Source organism: Cryptosporangium minutisporangium (genome assembly GCF_039536245.1).
Classification (GTDB): domain Bacteria; phylum Actinomycetota; class Actinomycetes; order Mycobacteriales; family Cryptosporangiaceae; genus Cryptosporangium; species Cryptosporangium minutisporangium.
The window spans coordinates 106,572-121,245 of record NZ_BAAAYN010000024.1 but is presented as its reverse complement, the minus strand read 5'-3'; the positions used below and the strand labels follow the sequence as shown (position 1 = coordinate 121,245).

Here is a 14,674-nt window from a genome sequence, read left to right as displayed (position 1 = left end):
GGCTACGCCGGTACGGGAGGCTCGGCCGGCGTGAACCGGAACACCCGCTCGGCGTTGCCCCGCAGCAGTTTGTACTGGGTGGACTCCGGCAGGTGCGCCAGCCGTTCGTGGGCCAGGTGGATGCTGTCCGGCCAGGTGGAGTCGGTGTGCGGGTAGTCGGTCTCGATCATCACGTTGTCCTCGCCGATCTCCGCGACGCTGTTCATCGCGTGGATGTCGTCGATGAAGCACCCGTAGACGTGCTCGCGGAACGTCGTGCGCAGGTCCAGCGCGTGCAGGTCGACCTGCCGGCCGCTCTGCCCCATCGCGCCGTAGAGGTCCACACCGGCCGCCTTCGAGGCCCAGTGACGCTGCTTGTCGAGTACCTGCTCGGCGCGCTCCAGGAAGTACGGGATCCAGCCGACGCCGCCCTCCGACAGCGCGATGCGGAGGTTCGGCAGGTTCTGCAGGTACGGGCTGAACAGCCACTCCAGCATCGCGCCGCTGGCCCGAACCGGCCCCCAGGCCATGTTCGCCAGCACCGGGGCGTTCGGCGAGATCTTCGGCATCGTCGACGAGGAGCCGGCGTGCATGCACACCACCAGGTCGGCGTCGTGCGCGGCCGACATCACCGGGTCCCAGTAACCGGACGGGTCGTGGATCGTGGGTAAGCCCAGCGGCGCCGGGTTCTCGGAGAACGCGATCGCCCGGCTGCCCTTGCCTGCGCAGCGCTCGATCTCCGCAGCGGCGGCGACCGGATCCCAGAGCGGGATCAGCGTCATCGGGATGTAGCGGCCCGGTGCGGCTCCGCACCACTCCTCGATGAGCCAGTCGTTGTACGCCTGAACGCAGAGCAGGGCGAGCTCCTTGTCCTGCGCCTCGGCGAAGATCTGGCCGCAGAACCGGGGGAAGGACGGAAAGCAGAGCGAGGCCAGGATGCCGGCCTGGTTCATGTCGTCGAGGCGCGCGGCCGAGTCGTAACACCCGGGTCGCATGTCGCCGTAGCTGAGCGGCTTCGGGCTGAACTCCTCTTTCTTGCGCCCCGCTGCGGCGGACAGGCCCGAGGTGGGGATCCGCTTGTCCTCGTAGACCCAGACCTCGCCGTGCTCGCCCGGGACCATCCGCGGTGCGCGGTCCTTGTGCTTGGCGGGCACCCGGTCCTGCCACACGTTCGGGGGCTCCAGGATGTGGTCGTCCACCGAGATGAGCCAGGTGAGGTCCGGCTTGCTGGTGTCCTTCGACACGCGTTCCTCCAATGGCTGAATTGGCTACTGTATATTTGGACTTTATATTGGATCCAAGTCAAGGCCATGGGGAGAAACGATGTGCGGAGCTCCGCCGGGGTCTCGTCCGCTCGAGGGCGTCGTGGTCGTGGAGATCGCGCTCTGGGTCGCGGGACCGGCCACGGCCGCCGTCCTCGCCGATTGGGGAGCCACCGTCGTCAAGGTCGAGCCGCTCGGCGGCGACCCGCAGCGGCACCTGGAAGGGCTGCGCCCGCCCGGCGCTCCGGCCGAGGGCGGCAACCCGACGTTCGACGTCAGCAACCGGGGGAAGCGCTCGGTGGCGGTCGACCTGAAGTCCGACCAGGGGCGCGAGGTGGTCGAGAAGCTGCTCGGGCAGGCCGATGTCCTGGTCACGAACATGCGGATGCCGGCACTGGCGCGGCTCGGGCTGGACCACGAATCCACGCTCGGGCGCCACCCCCGGCTGGTCTACGCGCTGATGACCGGCTACGGCCTCCGCGGTCCGCACGCCGACGCGCCCGGCTACGACACCGGCGCGTTCTGGGCCCGCAGTGGAATCGCGGCGTCGCTGACCGTTCCCGGCGGCACGCCACCGTTCCAGCGGGGCGCGATGGGAGACCGCTCGGCGGCGGTGGCGCTGGCCGGCGGGGTGGCGGCGGCGCTGCTGGCCCGGGAACGGACGGGCCGGGGACAGCTGGTCAGCTCCTCCCTCTACCGCTGGGGCACCTATCTCCTCGCGTCGGACTTGAGCATCGCGCTGCAGTTCGGTGCGCCGATGGCCACCGCGCGCCGGGACGTGATGGCGAGCCCCACGGTCAACTGTTACCGCTGCGCCGACGATCGGTGGGTCTGGCTCATCGGCCTCGAGCGTGACCGGCACTGGCCACCGCTGGTCCGGGCGGTCGGGCGGCCCTCGTGGCTCACCGACGAACGCTTCGCGACGTCTTCCGCGCGTCAGCAGCACGCCCAGGAACTCATCGCCTCGCTGGACGCCCTCTTCGCGGAGAAGTCGCGTGCGGAGTGGCTCACGATCTTCGACGAGTGCGACGTCTGGGCCGAGCCGGTCAACACCATCGAGGACGTGCTCGTCGACGAGCAGTTCCTCGCGGCAGGGGGCCTGGTCGAGCTGCCCGGTACCGGCACGCTGACGGTGAACACCCCGCTGGACTTCGGTGACACGCCGGTGGGTCCCCGGGCGGCGGCACCGGCCCTGGGAGCACAGACGGAGGACGTCCTGTCGTGGCTCGGCTACACCCCCGCCGACATCGAGACGCTCCGATCGGCGGGCGTCGTTGGCTGATCACTGGAGTTCCGGAGCGTTCTCCGTGGCCGGGCTCGGGGTGACTGAGCAAGGGCGGCGGCTGGGCGTCCCACCGCGCGAACTGCGCCGCCGCGCGCTGGAACTGGCCCTGGCCGACGCGGGCGTCGAGCGCGGTCGCGTCGACGGGTACATCGGCACCTCCAGCGAGGCCTTCGACGACGTCCGCTACCTCGGCCTCGCGCCACACTTCGCCTGGACGATGCAGGCCGGTGGCGCCACCGCGATCTGGTCGGTGCTGAACGCGATCGGGGCGATCCTCACCGGACAGGCCACGACGGTGGTGTGCGTGTACGGCGCGGCACCGACGGCGGGCGTTCGCCGGCCGGACGGGCGCGTCGGCGGTTACGGCGGCTTCCGCTACGGCTACCCGGCGATGTACGGGCTGATCGGCGCGGCCGGCGCGCACGCGCTGCACGCCCGCAGGCACATGCACCGCTACGGCACCACGGTCGAGCACCTCGCCGCGGTCGCGGTGGCGCAGCGCGCCCACGCCGCCGTGCGGCCGGGCACGCTCGGGTACGGCGCACCGCTCACCCCGGCCGACCACCAGGCCTCGCCGCTGGTCGTCGATCCGTTCCGCAGGCTGGACTGCTGCCGGGACACCGACGGCGGGGTCGCGCTCGTGGTCACCAGCACCGAACAGGCCCGCGACCTGCCCGGACGCCACGTCCCGATCCTGGGCCTCGGCACCGGCCACAACCTCCGCAACTGGTGGACCGGCGAGGTCTTCGACCACCACGACGACGTCGCCACCGCGAAGGTGACCGCGTTCGGCCAGGCCGGCATCGACGTCGGCGACGTCGACGTGGCCGCGCTCTACGACCCGTTCACGATCTCGCCGATCATGCAGCTGGAGGCGTACGGCTTCTGCGCGCCCGGCGACGGCGGCCCGCTGCACGCCGCCGGCCAGACCGGGCTCGGCGGTCTGATCCCGACCAATACCGGCGGCGGTCAGCTCTCCGGCTACTACGCTGCCGGTTTCACCGCGATCGTCGAAGGGGTGCTGCAGATGCGCGGCGACGGCGGCGCCACCCAGGTGCCGGGCGCACGGATCGCGCTGGTCAGCGGCCACGGTGGCAACGGGGGCGTGCAGAACACCTGGTCGCACGCGACGATGCTGCTCGGTGCGGCGTGAGCAGGCCCGGGCCCCGGGACGTCGTCCCGGACGACCTCGACGCGCCGTTCTGGGACGCGTGCCTCCGCGCGGAGTTCCTCGTCCAGCGCTGTGGTGGCTGCGGCCGCGCGTTCTGGCCGGCGTCCAGCTGTCCGCAGCACGGTGCCGCGTCGATGGCGTGGGAGCCGGCCTCCGGACGGGGAACGGTCCACACCTGGACCGTCTACCACCACGCCTACGACCGCGACCTGGCCGACGAGGTGCCGTACGTGCTCGCGGTGATCGAGCTGGCGGAGGGTCCGTTCTTCCACAGCGATCTGGTCGGGTGTGATCCAGGCGACGTGCGGGTCGGCTTGCCGGTCGAGGTCGTCTACGACACCGTTCGACCCGACGTCGTGGTACCGCGCTTCCGGCCCCGGGACGCACCGGGTGAGCCTCCGACGGCGGACGAAGGGAAGTCCTAGTGCGCAAGACGCCGGACAACGAGTACGTCAGCGGATGGGACAGCGGGCACTTCCCCGGCACGGTGCGCCAGACCGGCGCCCAGCGGGTCGCCGCCGCCATCCGGCGCCTGATCTTCGAGGGCAAGCTGCGGGCCGGCGATCGCGTCCGGCAGGAGGAACTCGCCGACCGGCTCGGCGTGAGCCGCCTTCCGGTGCGGGAAGCCATCATCGCGCTGGACCGGGAAGGGTGGCTGCGGGCCGAGGCCCACCGCGGCGCCTACGTCGCCGGGCTGGACGAGAACACCGTCCACGACCACTACGAGATCATCGGGCTGGTCTACGGCCTGGCCGCGCGCCGGTCCGCCGAGCGCGGCACGCCCGAGGACCTCGCCGAGCTCCGCGCGCTCGACGGCGTGCTGGGATCGGTCACCGACGCCGACGAGTTCTGGGCGGCGAACCGCCGACTACTCACCCGGCTGCTCGGTGCGGCGCACTCCCACCGGCTCACCGCGGTCGGGGGACTGTTGACCGGCACGATCATCCCCGGCAACTTCTTCGTCGAGGTTCCCGAGACCCTGCAGGCTCATCAGACCGCGATGCACGGCGTCGTCACCGCCATCGAGGCCGGCGACGGCGAGGGTGCCGAGCGGCAACTCGTCGACACCTTCCGCCGCGCGGGCAAGAGCGCGGTCCGGCTCCTCCGGCACCGCGGGGTCCTCGGCGAGTGAGGCAGGAGCGTCGGCAGGTCGGGACTTCCGACCCTGATCGCCGACCCGCCCGTCGAACACACTGGGGGTGTACCGAGCACCGAGCCGAGGGGACCGGCACGATGAGCACCGCTCAGGCGTACCGGTGGAGACGGCCGTGTCGGGCACCCCGCGCAAGATTCCGCTGCGGTCGTTCTTCCCGGAGGGCGGCGAGGGCCTGCTGCCGGGCCCCGGCCACGACGGCGGAGCCCGCTACCTGGTGCTCTGGACCCGCGACGACGAGCCGACCGACTGGCTGGCCGCCGGCGAGGCGATGAGCTCCGCGCTGCTGGAGACCACCGCGGCCGGGTTGGCCGTCTCGCCGATGACCGACGTGGTCGAGGTGCCGGCGTCGCGTGCCCTGCTGCACCGGCTCCTGGACAACCTCGGCGAGGCGCAGGCCGCGCTGCGCATCGGTGTCCCGGCGACCGACGACTCGGCCCCGGACACGCCTCGCCGCCCGGCCGGCGAGGTCATCGAGCGCTAGCTAGCCGCCGCGGCGCTGTGCGGGCACGCTGGGCACTGCGTGCTGCGACGCGTCGGAGTGCGCGGTGGCTCGGGCTCCTCGGCGGACGACGAGCACCGGGGCGTCGGCGTGGTGCAGCAGCCGCCGCGCGACCGAGCCGAGCCGCATGCCCGCGAACCCGCCGCGCCCGTGCGACCCCACGACGACCAGACCGGCGGCTCGCCCCAGCTCCAGCAGCATCCGCGCCGGCTGCTCCCGCTCCACGACCGTGCCGACCCGGACGTCCGGATACTTCGGACGCCACGCGGCGAGCTGCCGCTGCAGCAGGGCCTCGGCGTGCTGACGGGCTTCGATCCAGCTCGGTACCGCACCGGCCCCGAAGACGCCGACCAGCGAGGCGTCGCTCCACGCGTGCGCCACGATCAGCGGGGCGCCGCGCCGGTCGGCCTCGGCGAACGCGGCCCCCAGGGTGGCTTCGTCCGCCTCCGAGCCGTCGATTCCCACGACCACCGGTGCCGGCGGCACGGTCGGGCCGATGCGCGGGTCCGACCGGACGACGACCACCGGGCACTTCGCGTGCCCGGTGAGAGCGGCGGAGACCGACCCGAGGATCACGCTCGCCGTCGGGTTGAGGCCCCGGCAGCCGACCACGATCAGACCGCTGGACTCGGAGGCCGAGAGCAGTGCCCGGGCCGGGGGCTCGTCGCTGACGTATCCGGAGACGGCCAGCTGGGGTAATACCGCACGAACCCGCTTCAGCGCCCGGTCCAGCGTCCGCCGGCCGTCGATCCGGGCAGCCTCCTTCAGCTCGGCGAGCTGGGACCCGCCGTACCCGGGCCGCTCTCCCGGCCAGCCGACCGCGGTCAGCACCTGCAGCGGGACGTAGTGGGCCTGTGCGTACTGCGCGGCCCAGTCGAGCGCGGCGATCGCGGGTGCCGAACCGTCCACACCGACCGTCACCGCGTGGGTCTCGGACATGTCTGCCTCCCTTCCGATACGTCCGAGCTTCCTCCGATCAGCGGCGGCGCGGCAGGGGCAGTATTCGTGCGGCGATCCTCAGCGGCGGAGGGCGCGGCGGGCGAGCCAGTTGCCGAGGAACTGGCCGGCCTGGACGATCACGACGATCGTCGCGACGGTGATGTAAACGACCGGCCAGTTGTAGCGCTGCGAGCCGTAGGTGATCGCGAAGTCACCGAGACCACCGCCGCCGAACAGCCCGGCCTGCGCGGACATGTCGACGGCCGCGACGAAGATGAACGTGTAGCCCAGGATCAGCGGCCCCAGCGCCTCCGGGATCAGCACCGTCACGAGGATCCCGATCGGCCGGGCTCCGGCCGCGCGGGCGGCCTCCACCACACCCGGGTCGACCGTGAGGAGGTTCTGCTCGACGATCCGGCTGATCGCGAACGCCGCCGAGAGCGAGAGCGCGAACGTGACCGCGTTGGTGCCGATCGTGGTGCCGATCGTGTGCAGCATCAGCGGCTGGATCGCGGTGATGAAGATGACGAACGGCACCGGCCGCACCACGTTGACCGCCACGTTGACGGTGAGGAACACCGCCCGGTTGCCGAGCAGATTGCCCGGGCGCGTCGCGTAGAGCACCAGGCCCAGGACGAGGCCGAGCACTCCGCCTGCCGCCAGCGAGATGCCGACGATGTAGAACGTCTGCCAGATGGCCTCGCGGTACACCGGCAGGTTCGAGAGGAACTCGTCCATCAGGCCTTCTCCTCGACGAGGTCGACGCCGTCCGCGCGCAGCGTCGTGAGCGCGGCGTCCACGGCGCCGTCCGGGCCGGTGAGCTCGAACGTCAAGCTGCCCACCGGCCGCTCCTGCAGTTCGCTGATGCCGCCGAACACGATGTCCGCGGCGACCTGGTGATCGAGGAACGTGCGGGCCAGCCGGGTCTGGAGCCCTTCCTCGTCGCGGATCCGGACGGTGATCAGCCGCCCGGGGTGCCGGGCGCGCAGCCGGGCCAGCGTCTCCGGGGAGGGCCGGTCGCGCAGCGCGGTGCGGACGAACTGCGCGGCGGCCTCGGTCTGTGCGCGGGCGAAGACGTCGTAGGCGCTGCCGGTCTCGACGACGCGGCCCGCGTCGAGCACCGCGACCCGGTCGGCGACCGAGCGGATGACGTCGAGTTCGTGGGTGATGATCACGATCGTCACGCCGAGGTCGCGGTTGATCCGGCGCAGCAGCGTCAGCACCTCGCCGGTGGTCTCCGGGTCGAGCGCGCTGGTCGCCTCGTCCGCCAGCAGCAGCGACGGTTCGGTGGCGAGTGCCCGGGCGATGCCGACTCGCTGTTTCTGCCCGCCGGAGAGTTGTTCCGGGTGGTCGTGGGCGCGGTCGAGCAGCCCGACGAAGTCCAGCAGCCGCGCCACCCGGCGGTCGCGCTCGGGCTGCCGTACCCCGGCGACCTTCAGCGGGTACGCGACGTTGCCCGCCACCGTCCGGGACCGGAAGAGGTTGAACTGCTGGAAGATCATCCCGATGTCCCGCCGCACCGCGCGCCGGCCGCGCTCGGTGAGGGCGGTCAGCTCGTGCTCACCGACGTGGACGCGGCCGGTGGTCGGGGTCTCCAGACCGTTGATCAGCCGCACCAGCGTGCTCTTGCCGGCCCCGGAGTGGCCGATGACGCCGAACACCTCGCCGCGGCGGATCTCCAGGTCGACGTCGTGGAGTGCCACCTGCGGCGCGGCCCGGCGGCCTCGCCCGGGGAAGGTCTTGCCGACGTGCTCGAACCGCACGTGCACCGGGACGGGCTCCTCGGCGGGCATGAATCGTCCTTACTCGACGCCGGCCCGGCGATCCCGCCGGGCCGGACTCGCTCGGAGGAGGGCTACTTCTTCGCGTCGCGGGCTTGCTGCTCCACGGTCGCCAGGTCCTTCTGGAGCTGCTCGGCGGAGGTGGTGCGGAACACGGCCGTGCCGCTGTTCGCCTCCTGCACGCCCTTCTCGACGGCCGGATCGTGGTACAGCTCGGCGAGCTTCAGGTACGTCTCGTTCGTCGCGTCGGCCCTCCGGGCAGTGAAGATGTTGACGTACGGCGCGGCGCTGGGGCTGCCCGGGTCGTCCTTGAAGATGGCCTGCGCCGGCTTCAGCCCGGCGTTCGTCGCGTAGTTGTTGTTCACGATCGCGGCGACCACCGAGCCGTTCTGCAGGGCACCGGCCGTCTGCGAGGCGTCGAGCGTGGTGACGTCGACCTTCTTGGTCGCGATGTCCTCGACGGTGGAGAACGCGCCGCCGCCGTCCTTCAGCGTGAGCAGCCCGGCCGCCTGGAGCACGAGCAGGCCGCGGGCCTCGTTGATCGCGTCGTTCGGGATCGCGATCTTCGCGTTCTTCGGCAGTGCGGACGGGTCGGTGAACTTCAGCGAGTAGAGCGGCAGCGGATACACCGCGGTCGCGCCGATCGGCTGCAGGTCGTCGTTCGCGGTGACGTTGTAGTTCGCCAGGTACTGGATGTGCTGGAACTGGTTGAGGTCGAGCTGCTTCTCCTTCAGCGCCGGGTTGGGCTGGCTGTAGTCGTTGAAGTTGACGTACTTCACGGTGACGTCGAGCTCTTCCTTCGCCAGCTCGGCGTAGGTCTTCCAGTACGGCTGGGACGCGTCGACGACGCCGATGCGGACCGTCGTCGCGGACGCTTCCTCCGGGTCGTCGCCGAGCGACACGACCAGGCCGATCACCAGGGCGGCGACGAGCACGACCGCGGCGGCCGCGATCCACACGACGCGGCGCCGGCCGGTGCCGCGCGACGGCAGCCGAGGCTCGTCCGGCAGCTCCTCGGACGATCCGTTGGGCGGGGTTGGCTCGGTCACGACAAGTACCTCCGGTGGGGTGGCGCCGGGCACGCGCACGGGTGTGCGCGGACCGGCGAGGCAGCGGCCAGACGACGGTTCGGCGGCGCGAAGCCTATCAGTCCGATAGAGAAGCTCTGGAATGACACCGGGGGGCGGTTGACGGCTCGCGGCCGGAAGATACAGACTTTCTCGACCAATCAAGTAGGCAATTTCCCGAGGGGGCACTTCATGCCGGATTTCGCGTCCACCCCTGCCGAGCGACCGGTGCCCGCTCGATGACCCACGTCGTTCGCTCCGGCGCGGAGGCAGAGGAGATCGCCCGCAAGCTCGCGGCGATCTACGCCGAGGAGGCCGCCGAGCGGGATCGGGACCGACGGCTGCCGCACGCCGAGCTGGACGCGCTGTCGGCCTCCGGGCTGCTCGGCATCACCGTGCCTGCCCGCTTCGGTGGTGCGGAGGTGCCGGTCACCACCGTGGCCGAGGTCTTCCGGCTGCTCGCCACGGCGGATGCCAGCCTCGCCCAGATCCCGCACAGCCACTTCGTGTTCCTCGAGGCGCTGCGCCTGCAGGGCACCGAGGACCAGCAGGCCCGCTGGTTCGCGGCCGCGCTGGACGGCGCCCGGTTCGCCAACGCGCAGTCCGAGCGGTCCGGACGCACGGTCGTGGACGACACGACCAGCGTGCGGCGTCGCCCCGACGGCGAGTACGTGCTGACCGGCGAGAAGTTCTACAGCACCGGTGCGCTCTTCGCGCACTGGCTGGTCGTGCGTGCGGTCCTCGAGCAGCCGGGGGAGCCGCGCCCGAAGGTGCTGGCGTACGTCCCTCGGGACGCCCCCGGCGTCACCGTGACCGACGACTGGGACGGCATGGGGCAGCGCACCACGGCGAGCGGCACCGTCCGCCTCGACGAAGTCCCCGTGACGTCCGAGCAACTCGTGCCGTACACGCCGATCTTCGCCGGCCCGACCACGTACGGCGCCCGCGCGCAGGTGCTGCACGCGGCGCTCGACGTCGGCATCGCCCGCGGCGCGCTCACCGCCGCGACCGACCTGGTCGGCCGGGCCCGGCCGTGGTTCGAGGCGGGAGTCGAGACCGCGGCCGAGGATCCGTTGCTCGTTCAGCAGGCCGGCGAGCTGGAGATCGCCGTGCGCGGCGCGGAGGCCCTGGTACGGGAGGCCGCGGTGGCTATCGACGCCGCGGAGTCCGATCGCACCGACGCCACGACCGCGGGGGCGTCGGTCGCCACCGCCGTCGCGAAGGTCGCCGCCGCCAGGGCGTCGATCGCGGTGTCCTCCGCGCTGTTCGACCTGGGCGGTACGCGCTCGGCCGCCGACCGGCTCAACCTCTCCCGGTACTGGCGGGATGCCCGTACCCACACCCTGCACGACCCGGAGCGGTGGAAGGTCCAGCACATCGGCCGCTGGACGCTGACCGGCGCACCGCCCCCGCGCCACGGACTCCTCTGATCGCTCGCCGGTCCTCGCCGCAACGCTTGCGGGCGCTCACCCGCGTTTGACACTCTGACGAGAACAGGTTTCAGTTCTGTTCTGCTCGGCGTCGAGGAGTGGTGAGTGTGGAGCCGGTTCCGGCGGTCGCGGCGGACGAGGTGACGGATTGGTCCGACGACGTCGACGTCCTGGTGATCGGCGCCGGGATGGCCGGGGTGAGCGCCGCGATCGAGGCGGCGACGGCGGGTGCCCGCGTCCTGGTCATCGACCGCGGCGGACGGCTGACCTGCACCAGCGCGATGTCCGGTGGGCACTTCTACCTCGGTGGCGGCACGCCGGTCCAGCAGGCCACCGGGTGGGAGGACACTCCGGCCGAGATGGCCGCGTACCTGGCCCAGATGTCGCCGGAGTGCGATCCGGAGAAGATCCGCCTCTACGCCGAAGGCAGCGTCGAGCACTTCGGCTGGCTGGAGTCGCTCGGGTTCGAGTTCGAGCGCTCGTACTACCCGCACAAGGCCGTGGTGCAGCCGGGAACCCAGGGCCTGATGTTCACCGGCAACGAGAAGTGCTGGCCGTTCCGGGAGATCGCCCGGCCGGCGCCGCGCGGTCACAAGCCGCCGGTCGTGGGCGACATCGGTGGTGGCTCGTTCGTCGTCGAACGGGCGCTCAACCGGCTGGCCGAACTCGGCGTGGAGGTCCGCTATGACACCGGCGCGAGCGCGCTGGTGGTGCGGGACGACACGGTGGTCGGCGCGCGCTGGCGCCGCTACGCGGACGAAGGCGTCATCCGGGCCCGGAGCGTCGTACTCGCCGCAGGTGGGTTCGTCCTCAACCCGGAGATGGTCGACGCCTACGCGCCGCAGCTGGGCGCGTTGTTCACCCGGGGAATGGCCCTGGGCAACACCTACGACGACGGACTGGGCATCCGGCTCGGCGAGTCGGTGGGCGGCATCGCCGACCACATGGAGGGGGCCTTCTTCACCTCGCCGTTCTACCCGCCGGAGGAGACCCTGCGGGGCATCGTGGTGAACAAGCTCGGCCGGCGGTTCGTCAGCGAGGACGTCTACCACTCCCGGGTCGCGGCGTTCGTCTTCGACCAGCCCGACCAGGCCGCGTACCTGATCCTCGACTCGGCGACGATGACGCAGCCGAGCTACAAGTTCCAGCCGCTCGTCGACGGGTGGGACACGATCGAGGAGATGGAGCGGGCGCTGGGGATGCCCGCCGGGGCGCTGGTGGCCACGATGCGGGCGTACGACACGGCCGCCGCCACCGGCGACGACCCGGAGTTCCACAAGGCCGAGCAGTACGTCGTCCCACTCGACCAGGGCCCGTGGGGTGCCTACGACCTCACCCCCGGTGCGTGCTTCTACTCCGGCTTCAGCTGCGGGGGCTTGCGGGTCAATCCGGACGGCCAGCTGCTGCGCGCCGAGGGGTCGGTCGTCGCCGGTGTCTACGCGGCGGGCGCCTGCGCGTCGAACATCGCGGTGGACGGGCGCGGGTACGCGTCCGGCACCCAGCTGGGTGAGGCGTCGTTCTTCGGCAGGCGCTGCGGACGCCACGCGGCTCGCCTCGGGCAAGAACGTGTTCTACTTTGAGCGTCCGGCTGCCGACTGCTCCGGGGAGCCACCGATGAACTTCGACCCGTACGACCACCTGCTCCAGGACGATCCGTACCCGGTCTACCGGCGGCTGCGGCGGGAGAGCCCGCTCCACCACAACACCGAGCACGACTTCTGGGTGCTCACGCGCCACGCCGACGTCAGCGCCGCCCTGCGTGCGGATCGCGCGTACAGCAACACGATGGGCGTCTCGATGGACAAGAGCGCCTGGAGCCCGCACGCGCACGTCGTCATGTCGTTCCTGGCGATGGACCCACCCGAGCAGTCCCGGCTGCGGAAACTGGTCTCCCGGGGCTTCACGCCGCGTCGGGTCGCCGAAATGGAGCCACGGATCCAGCGGATCACCGACCACTACCTCGACCGGCTGCTGACCGGCGCCGGACCCGGCGCGACGGCGTCGTTCGACTGGATCGGTGACTTGGCGGGCAAGGTGCCGATGGACGTCATCTCCGAGATGCTCGGCGTGCCCGAGCCCGATCGCGTCGAGGTGCGTCGCCTCGCCGACCTGCTGGTCCAGCGCGAGGACGGGCTGCGGGACGTGCCTTCCGCCGGCCTCGATGCCGGGCTCCGGCTGATGGAGTACTACCGCAACCACGTCGCCGAGCGACACCGGCGGCCGACGGACGACCTGACGTCGGCACTGCTCGCTGCGGATGGCGAGGGCACGGACGGAGGTGCTGACGGGGGCGAGCGGATGACCGACGACGAGGTCGTCGCGTTCCTGTTCCTCATGGTCGTCGCCGGCAACGAGACGACGACGAAGCTGCTCGGCAACGCGATCTACCAGCTCACCGCGCACCCGGAGCAGCGCGACCTGGTCTTCGGCGACCCGACGCTGATCCCGGCGTGGGTCGAGGAGACCCTGCGGTTCGACACCTCCACCCAGCTGCTGGCCCGGCATCTCGTCGAGGACGTCACGCTGCACGACGTCACGGCCCCGGCCGGCGCCCAGGTGCTCCTCGCGCTCGGTTCGGCCGGCCGGGACGACGCGGTCTTCTCCGCGCCGGACACGTTCGACGTCACCCGGTCCAAGGACGAGCTCGCCCGGATCTTGAGCTTCGGGGGCGGGCGGCACTACTGCCTCGGGGCGAGCCTGGCGCGGCTGGAGGCGAACATCGTGCTGCGGGAAGTCGTCCGGAGGTTCCGCACCGTCGAGGTGGACCACGAGCGGTGCCTGCGCTTCTACTCCGCCAACGTGCGCGGCTACGCGTACCTCCCGGTCACGGCGGAAGTGCGCTGATGACGGGTCCGGTGGGGTTCGTCGGGCTGGGGGCGATCGGCGCTCCGATGGCCCGGCGGCTGCTGGACTGGCCCGATGGGCTGTTCGTCTACGACGTCGCACCGGAGCCACTCGCCGAATTCGTGCGGGCCGGGGCGAAGGTGGCGACGAGCGTGGCGGAGCTGGCCGCAGCGGTGGGCGGCGCCGGCACCGTCTGCGTCATGGTGCGCGACGACGACCAGGTACGCGACGTGCTCGCGGAGATCCTCGGGGCGGCCTCTCCCGGGCTCGTGGTCGCGATCCACTCGACGGTCGCACCGGAGACCCCGGCGCGGCTCGCGGAGCTGTCCGCGCGCTCCGGTGTCCGGGTGATCGACGCGCCGGTCAGCGGAAGCACGATCGGCGCCGCGAACGGCACGCTGGCCATCCTGGTCGGCGGCGCGGACGACGCGTACGCCGCGGCCGCGGACGTGCTGGCCAGGATGGGAACCCGGGTGATCCACGCCGGGCCGATCGGGGCCGGGACCAGGATGAAGGTGGCCCGGAACCTGCTGCACTTCGTCTCGTTCACCGCCGTCGCCGAAGCGCAGCGGCTGGCCGAGGCGGCCGGGATCGACCTGGTGGAGCTGGGCCACGTCGTACGCCACACCGACGCGATCACCGGCGGCCCCGGCGCCATCATGTACCGCGACTCGACCGCGCAGCTCGCGCCGGAGGACCCCTGGCACGGGATCTTCGCGCACGTCCGGGCGCTCGGGGAGAAGGACCTCGGCCTCGCGGTCGGGATGGCCGAACGGCTCGGGGTCGACGTCCCGCTCGCCCGCTACTCGCTCGCCAACCTCGCCCGTGCACTGGGCCTTCCGCCGGATGTTCCGGACAGTACCGACGAACCCGCGGAGGGCACCGCATGACCGAGCAGCCGGACGAGTTACGCCGCCGTGGCCTGGAGCGGATGGCCGAGGTCTACGGCTTCGAGTTCCAGGACGGCGAAGGTGAATTCTGGCGCTACACCGCCGATCACCTCTTCGCCGACATCTGGAACCGGCCGGGGCTGAGCACCCGCGACCGTCGGCTCATGCTCATCGGGCTGCTCGCCGCCACCGGCACCATGGACGTGCTGGGACTCCAGATCCCGGCCGCCTACCAGAACGGCGAACTCGACGACGACGAGCTGCGGGAGATCGTCATCTTCCTCAGTCACTACGTCGGTTGGCCGACCGGGGCGAAGCTCAACACGCTGGTCGAGCAGACGATCGCCAAGGGCGCGCGCTAAAGTCCGGGG

Annotated in this window: 15 protein-coding genes; 10 read left to right on the top strand and 5 right to left on the bottom strand. The window is 71.7% G+C overall.

The features are described 5' to 3' along the window. Positions 1–2: 2 nt before the first annotated feature. A complete protein-coding gene (locus tag ABEB28_RS19575) occupies positions 3–1,223 on the bottom strand; it encodes an amidohydrolase family protein (RefSeq protein WP_345729590.1) in 1,221 nt (406 codons plus the stop codon). 79 nt (positions 1,224–1,302) lie between these two features. Between ABEB28_RS19575 and ABEB28_RS19570 the strand changes: the two genes are divergently transcribed. From ABEB28_RS19570 to ABEB28_RS19550, 5 genes are all read left to right on the top strand, one after another. Further along, a complete protein-coding gene (locus tag ABEB28_RS19570; protein WP_345729589.1) occupies positions 1,303–2,523 on the top strand; it encodes a CaiB/BaiF CoA transferase family protein in 1,221 nt (406 codons plus the stop codon). A 40-nt stretch (positions 2,524–2,563) separates the two neighbouring features. After that, positions 2,564–3,679: a thiolase family protein gene (locus tag ABEB28_RS19565; protein ID WP_345729588.1), complete on the top strand. Its 1,116-nt coding sequence runs from the start codon at positions 2,564–2,566 to the stop codon at positions 3,677–3,679. Continuing rightward, positions 3,676–4,122, top strand: coding sequence for a Zn-ribbon domain-containing OB-fold protein (locus ABEB28_RS19560; RefSeq protein WP_345729587.1), 447 nt, complete (start codon positions 3,676–3,678; stop codon positions 4,120–4,122). The genes ABEB28_RS19565 and ABEB28_RS19560 overlap by 4 nt, the downstream gene beginning before the upstream one ends. Beyond that, positions 4,122–4,829, top strand: a complete 708-nt coding sequence (locus ABEB28_RS19555) for a GntR family transcriptional regulator (RefSeq protein ID WP_345729586.1) — start codon at positions 4,122–4,124, stop codon at positions 4,827–4,829. The genes ABEB28_RS19560 and ABEB28_RS19555 overlap by 1 nt, the downstream gene beginning before the upstream one ends. A gap of 136 nt (positions 4,830–4,965) precedes the next feature. Next, positions 4,966–5,334, top strand: a complete 369-nt coding sequence (locus ABEB28_RS19550) for a hypothetical protein (RefSeq protein WP_345729585.1) — start codon at positions 4,966–4,968, stop codon at positions 5,332–5,334. On the opposite strand, the gene ABEB28_RS19545 is transcribed toward ABEB28_RS19550, so the two are convergent. The 4 genes from ABEB28_RS19545 to ABEB28_RS19530 form a co-directional block, all read right to left on the bottom strand. Beyond that, a complete protein-coding gene (locus ABEB28_RS19545; RefSeq protein ID WP_345729584.1) occupies positions 5,335–6,291 on the bottom strand; it encodes a universal stress protein in 957 nt (318 codons plus the stop codon). Between the two features lie 78 nt (positions 6,292–6,369). Continuing rightward, positions 6,370–7,029, bottom strand: a complete 660-nt coding sequence (locus ABEB28_RS19540; protein WP_345729583.1) for a methionine ABC transporter permease — start codon at positions 7,027–7,029, stop codon at positions 6,370–6,372. After that, on the bottom strand, positions 7,029–8,084 hold the full coding sequence (locus ABEB28_RS19535; RefSeq protein WP_345729582.1) for a methionine ABC transporter ATP-binding protein: 1,056 nt from the start codon (positions 8,082–8,084) through the stop codon (positions 7,029–7,031). Before ABEB28_RS19535 ends, ABEB28_RS19540 begins: the two co-directional genes overlap by 1 nt. A 62-nt stretch (positions 8,085–8,146) precedes the next feature. Beyond that, positions 8,147–9,121, bottom strand: coding sequence for a MetQ/NlpA family ABC transporter substrate-binding protein (locus ABEB28_RS19530; RefSeq protein WP_345729581.1), 975 nt, complete (start codon positions 9,119–9,121; stop codon positions 8,147–8,149). 257 nt (positions 9,122–9,378) lie between these two features. Here ABEB28_RS19530 and ABEB28_RS19525 point away from each other — a divergent pair, with 257 nt between their 5' ends. From ABEB28_RS19525 to ABEB28_RS19505, 5 genes are all read left to right on the top strand, one after another. After that, positions 9,379–10,569: an SfnB family sulfur acquisition oxidoreductase gene (locus ABEB28_RS19525; RefSeq protein WP_345729580.1), complete on the top strand. Its 1,191-nt coding sequence runs from the start codon at positions 9,379–9,381 to the stop codon at positions 10,567–10,569. Between the two features lie 101 nt (positions 10,570–10,670). Further along, positions 10,671–12,149, top strand: a complete 1,479-nt coding sequence (locus ABEB28_RS19520; protein ID WP_345729579.1) for an FAD-binding protein — start codon at positions 10,671–10,673, stop codon at positions 12,147–12,149. Between the two features lie 34 nt (positions 12,150–12,183). Continuing rightward, positions 12,184–13,413 (top strand): cytochrome P450, encoded by a 1,230-nt coding sequence (locus ABEB28_RS19515; protein WP_345729578.1) that lies wholly within the window; start codon positions 12,184–12,186, stop codon positions 13,411–13,413. After that, positions 13,413–14,303: an NAD(P)-dependent oxidoreductase gene (locus ABEB28_RS19510; protein WP_345729577.1), complete on the top strand. Its 891-nt coding sequence runs from the start codon at positions 13,413–13,415 to the stop codon at positions 14,301–14,303. The genes ABEB28_RS19515 and ABEB28_RS19510 overlap by 1 nt, the downstream gene beginning before the upstream one ends. Beyond that, positions 14,300–14,665 carry a carboxymuconolactone decarboxylase family protein gene (locus tag ABEB28_RS19505; protein WP_345729576.1) on the top strand — a complete coding sequence of 122 codons (366 nt, stop codon included), beginning with the start codon at positions 14,300–14,302 and terminating at the stop codon, positions 14,663–14,665. The genes ABEB28_RS19510 and ABEB28_RS19505 overlap by 4 nt, the downstream gene beginning before the upstream one ends. Positions 14,666–14,674: the final 9 nt, after the last annotated feature.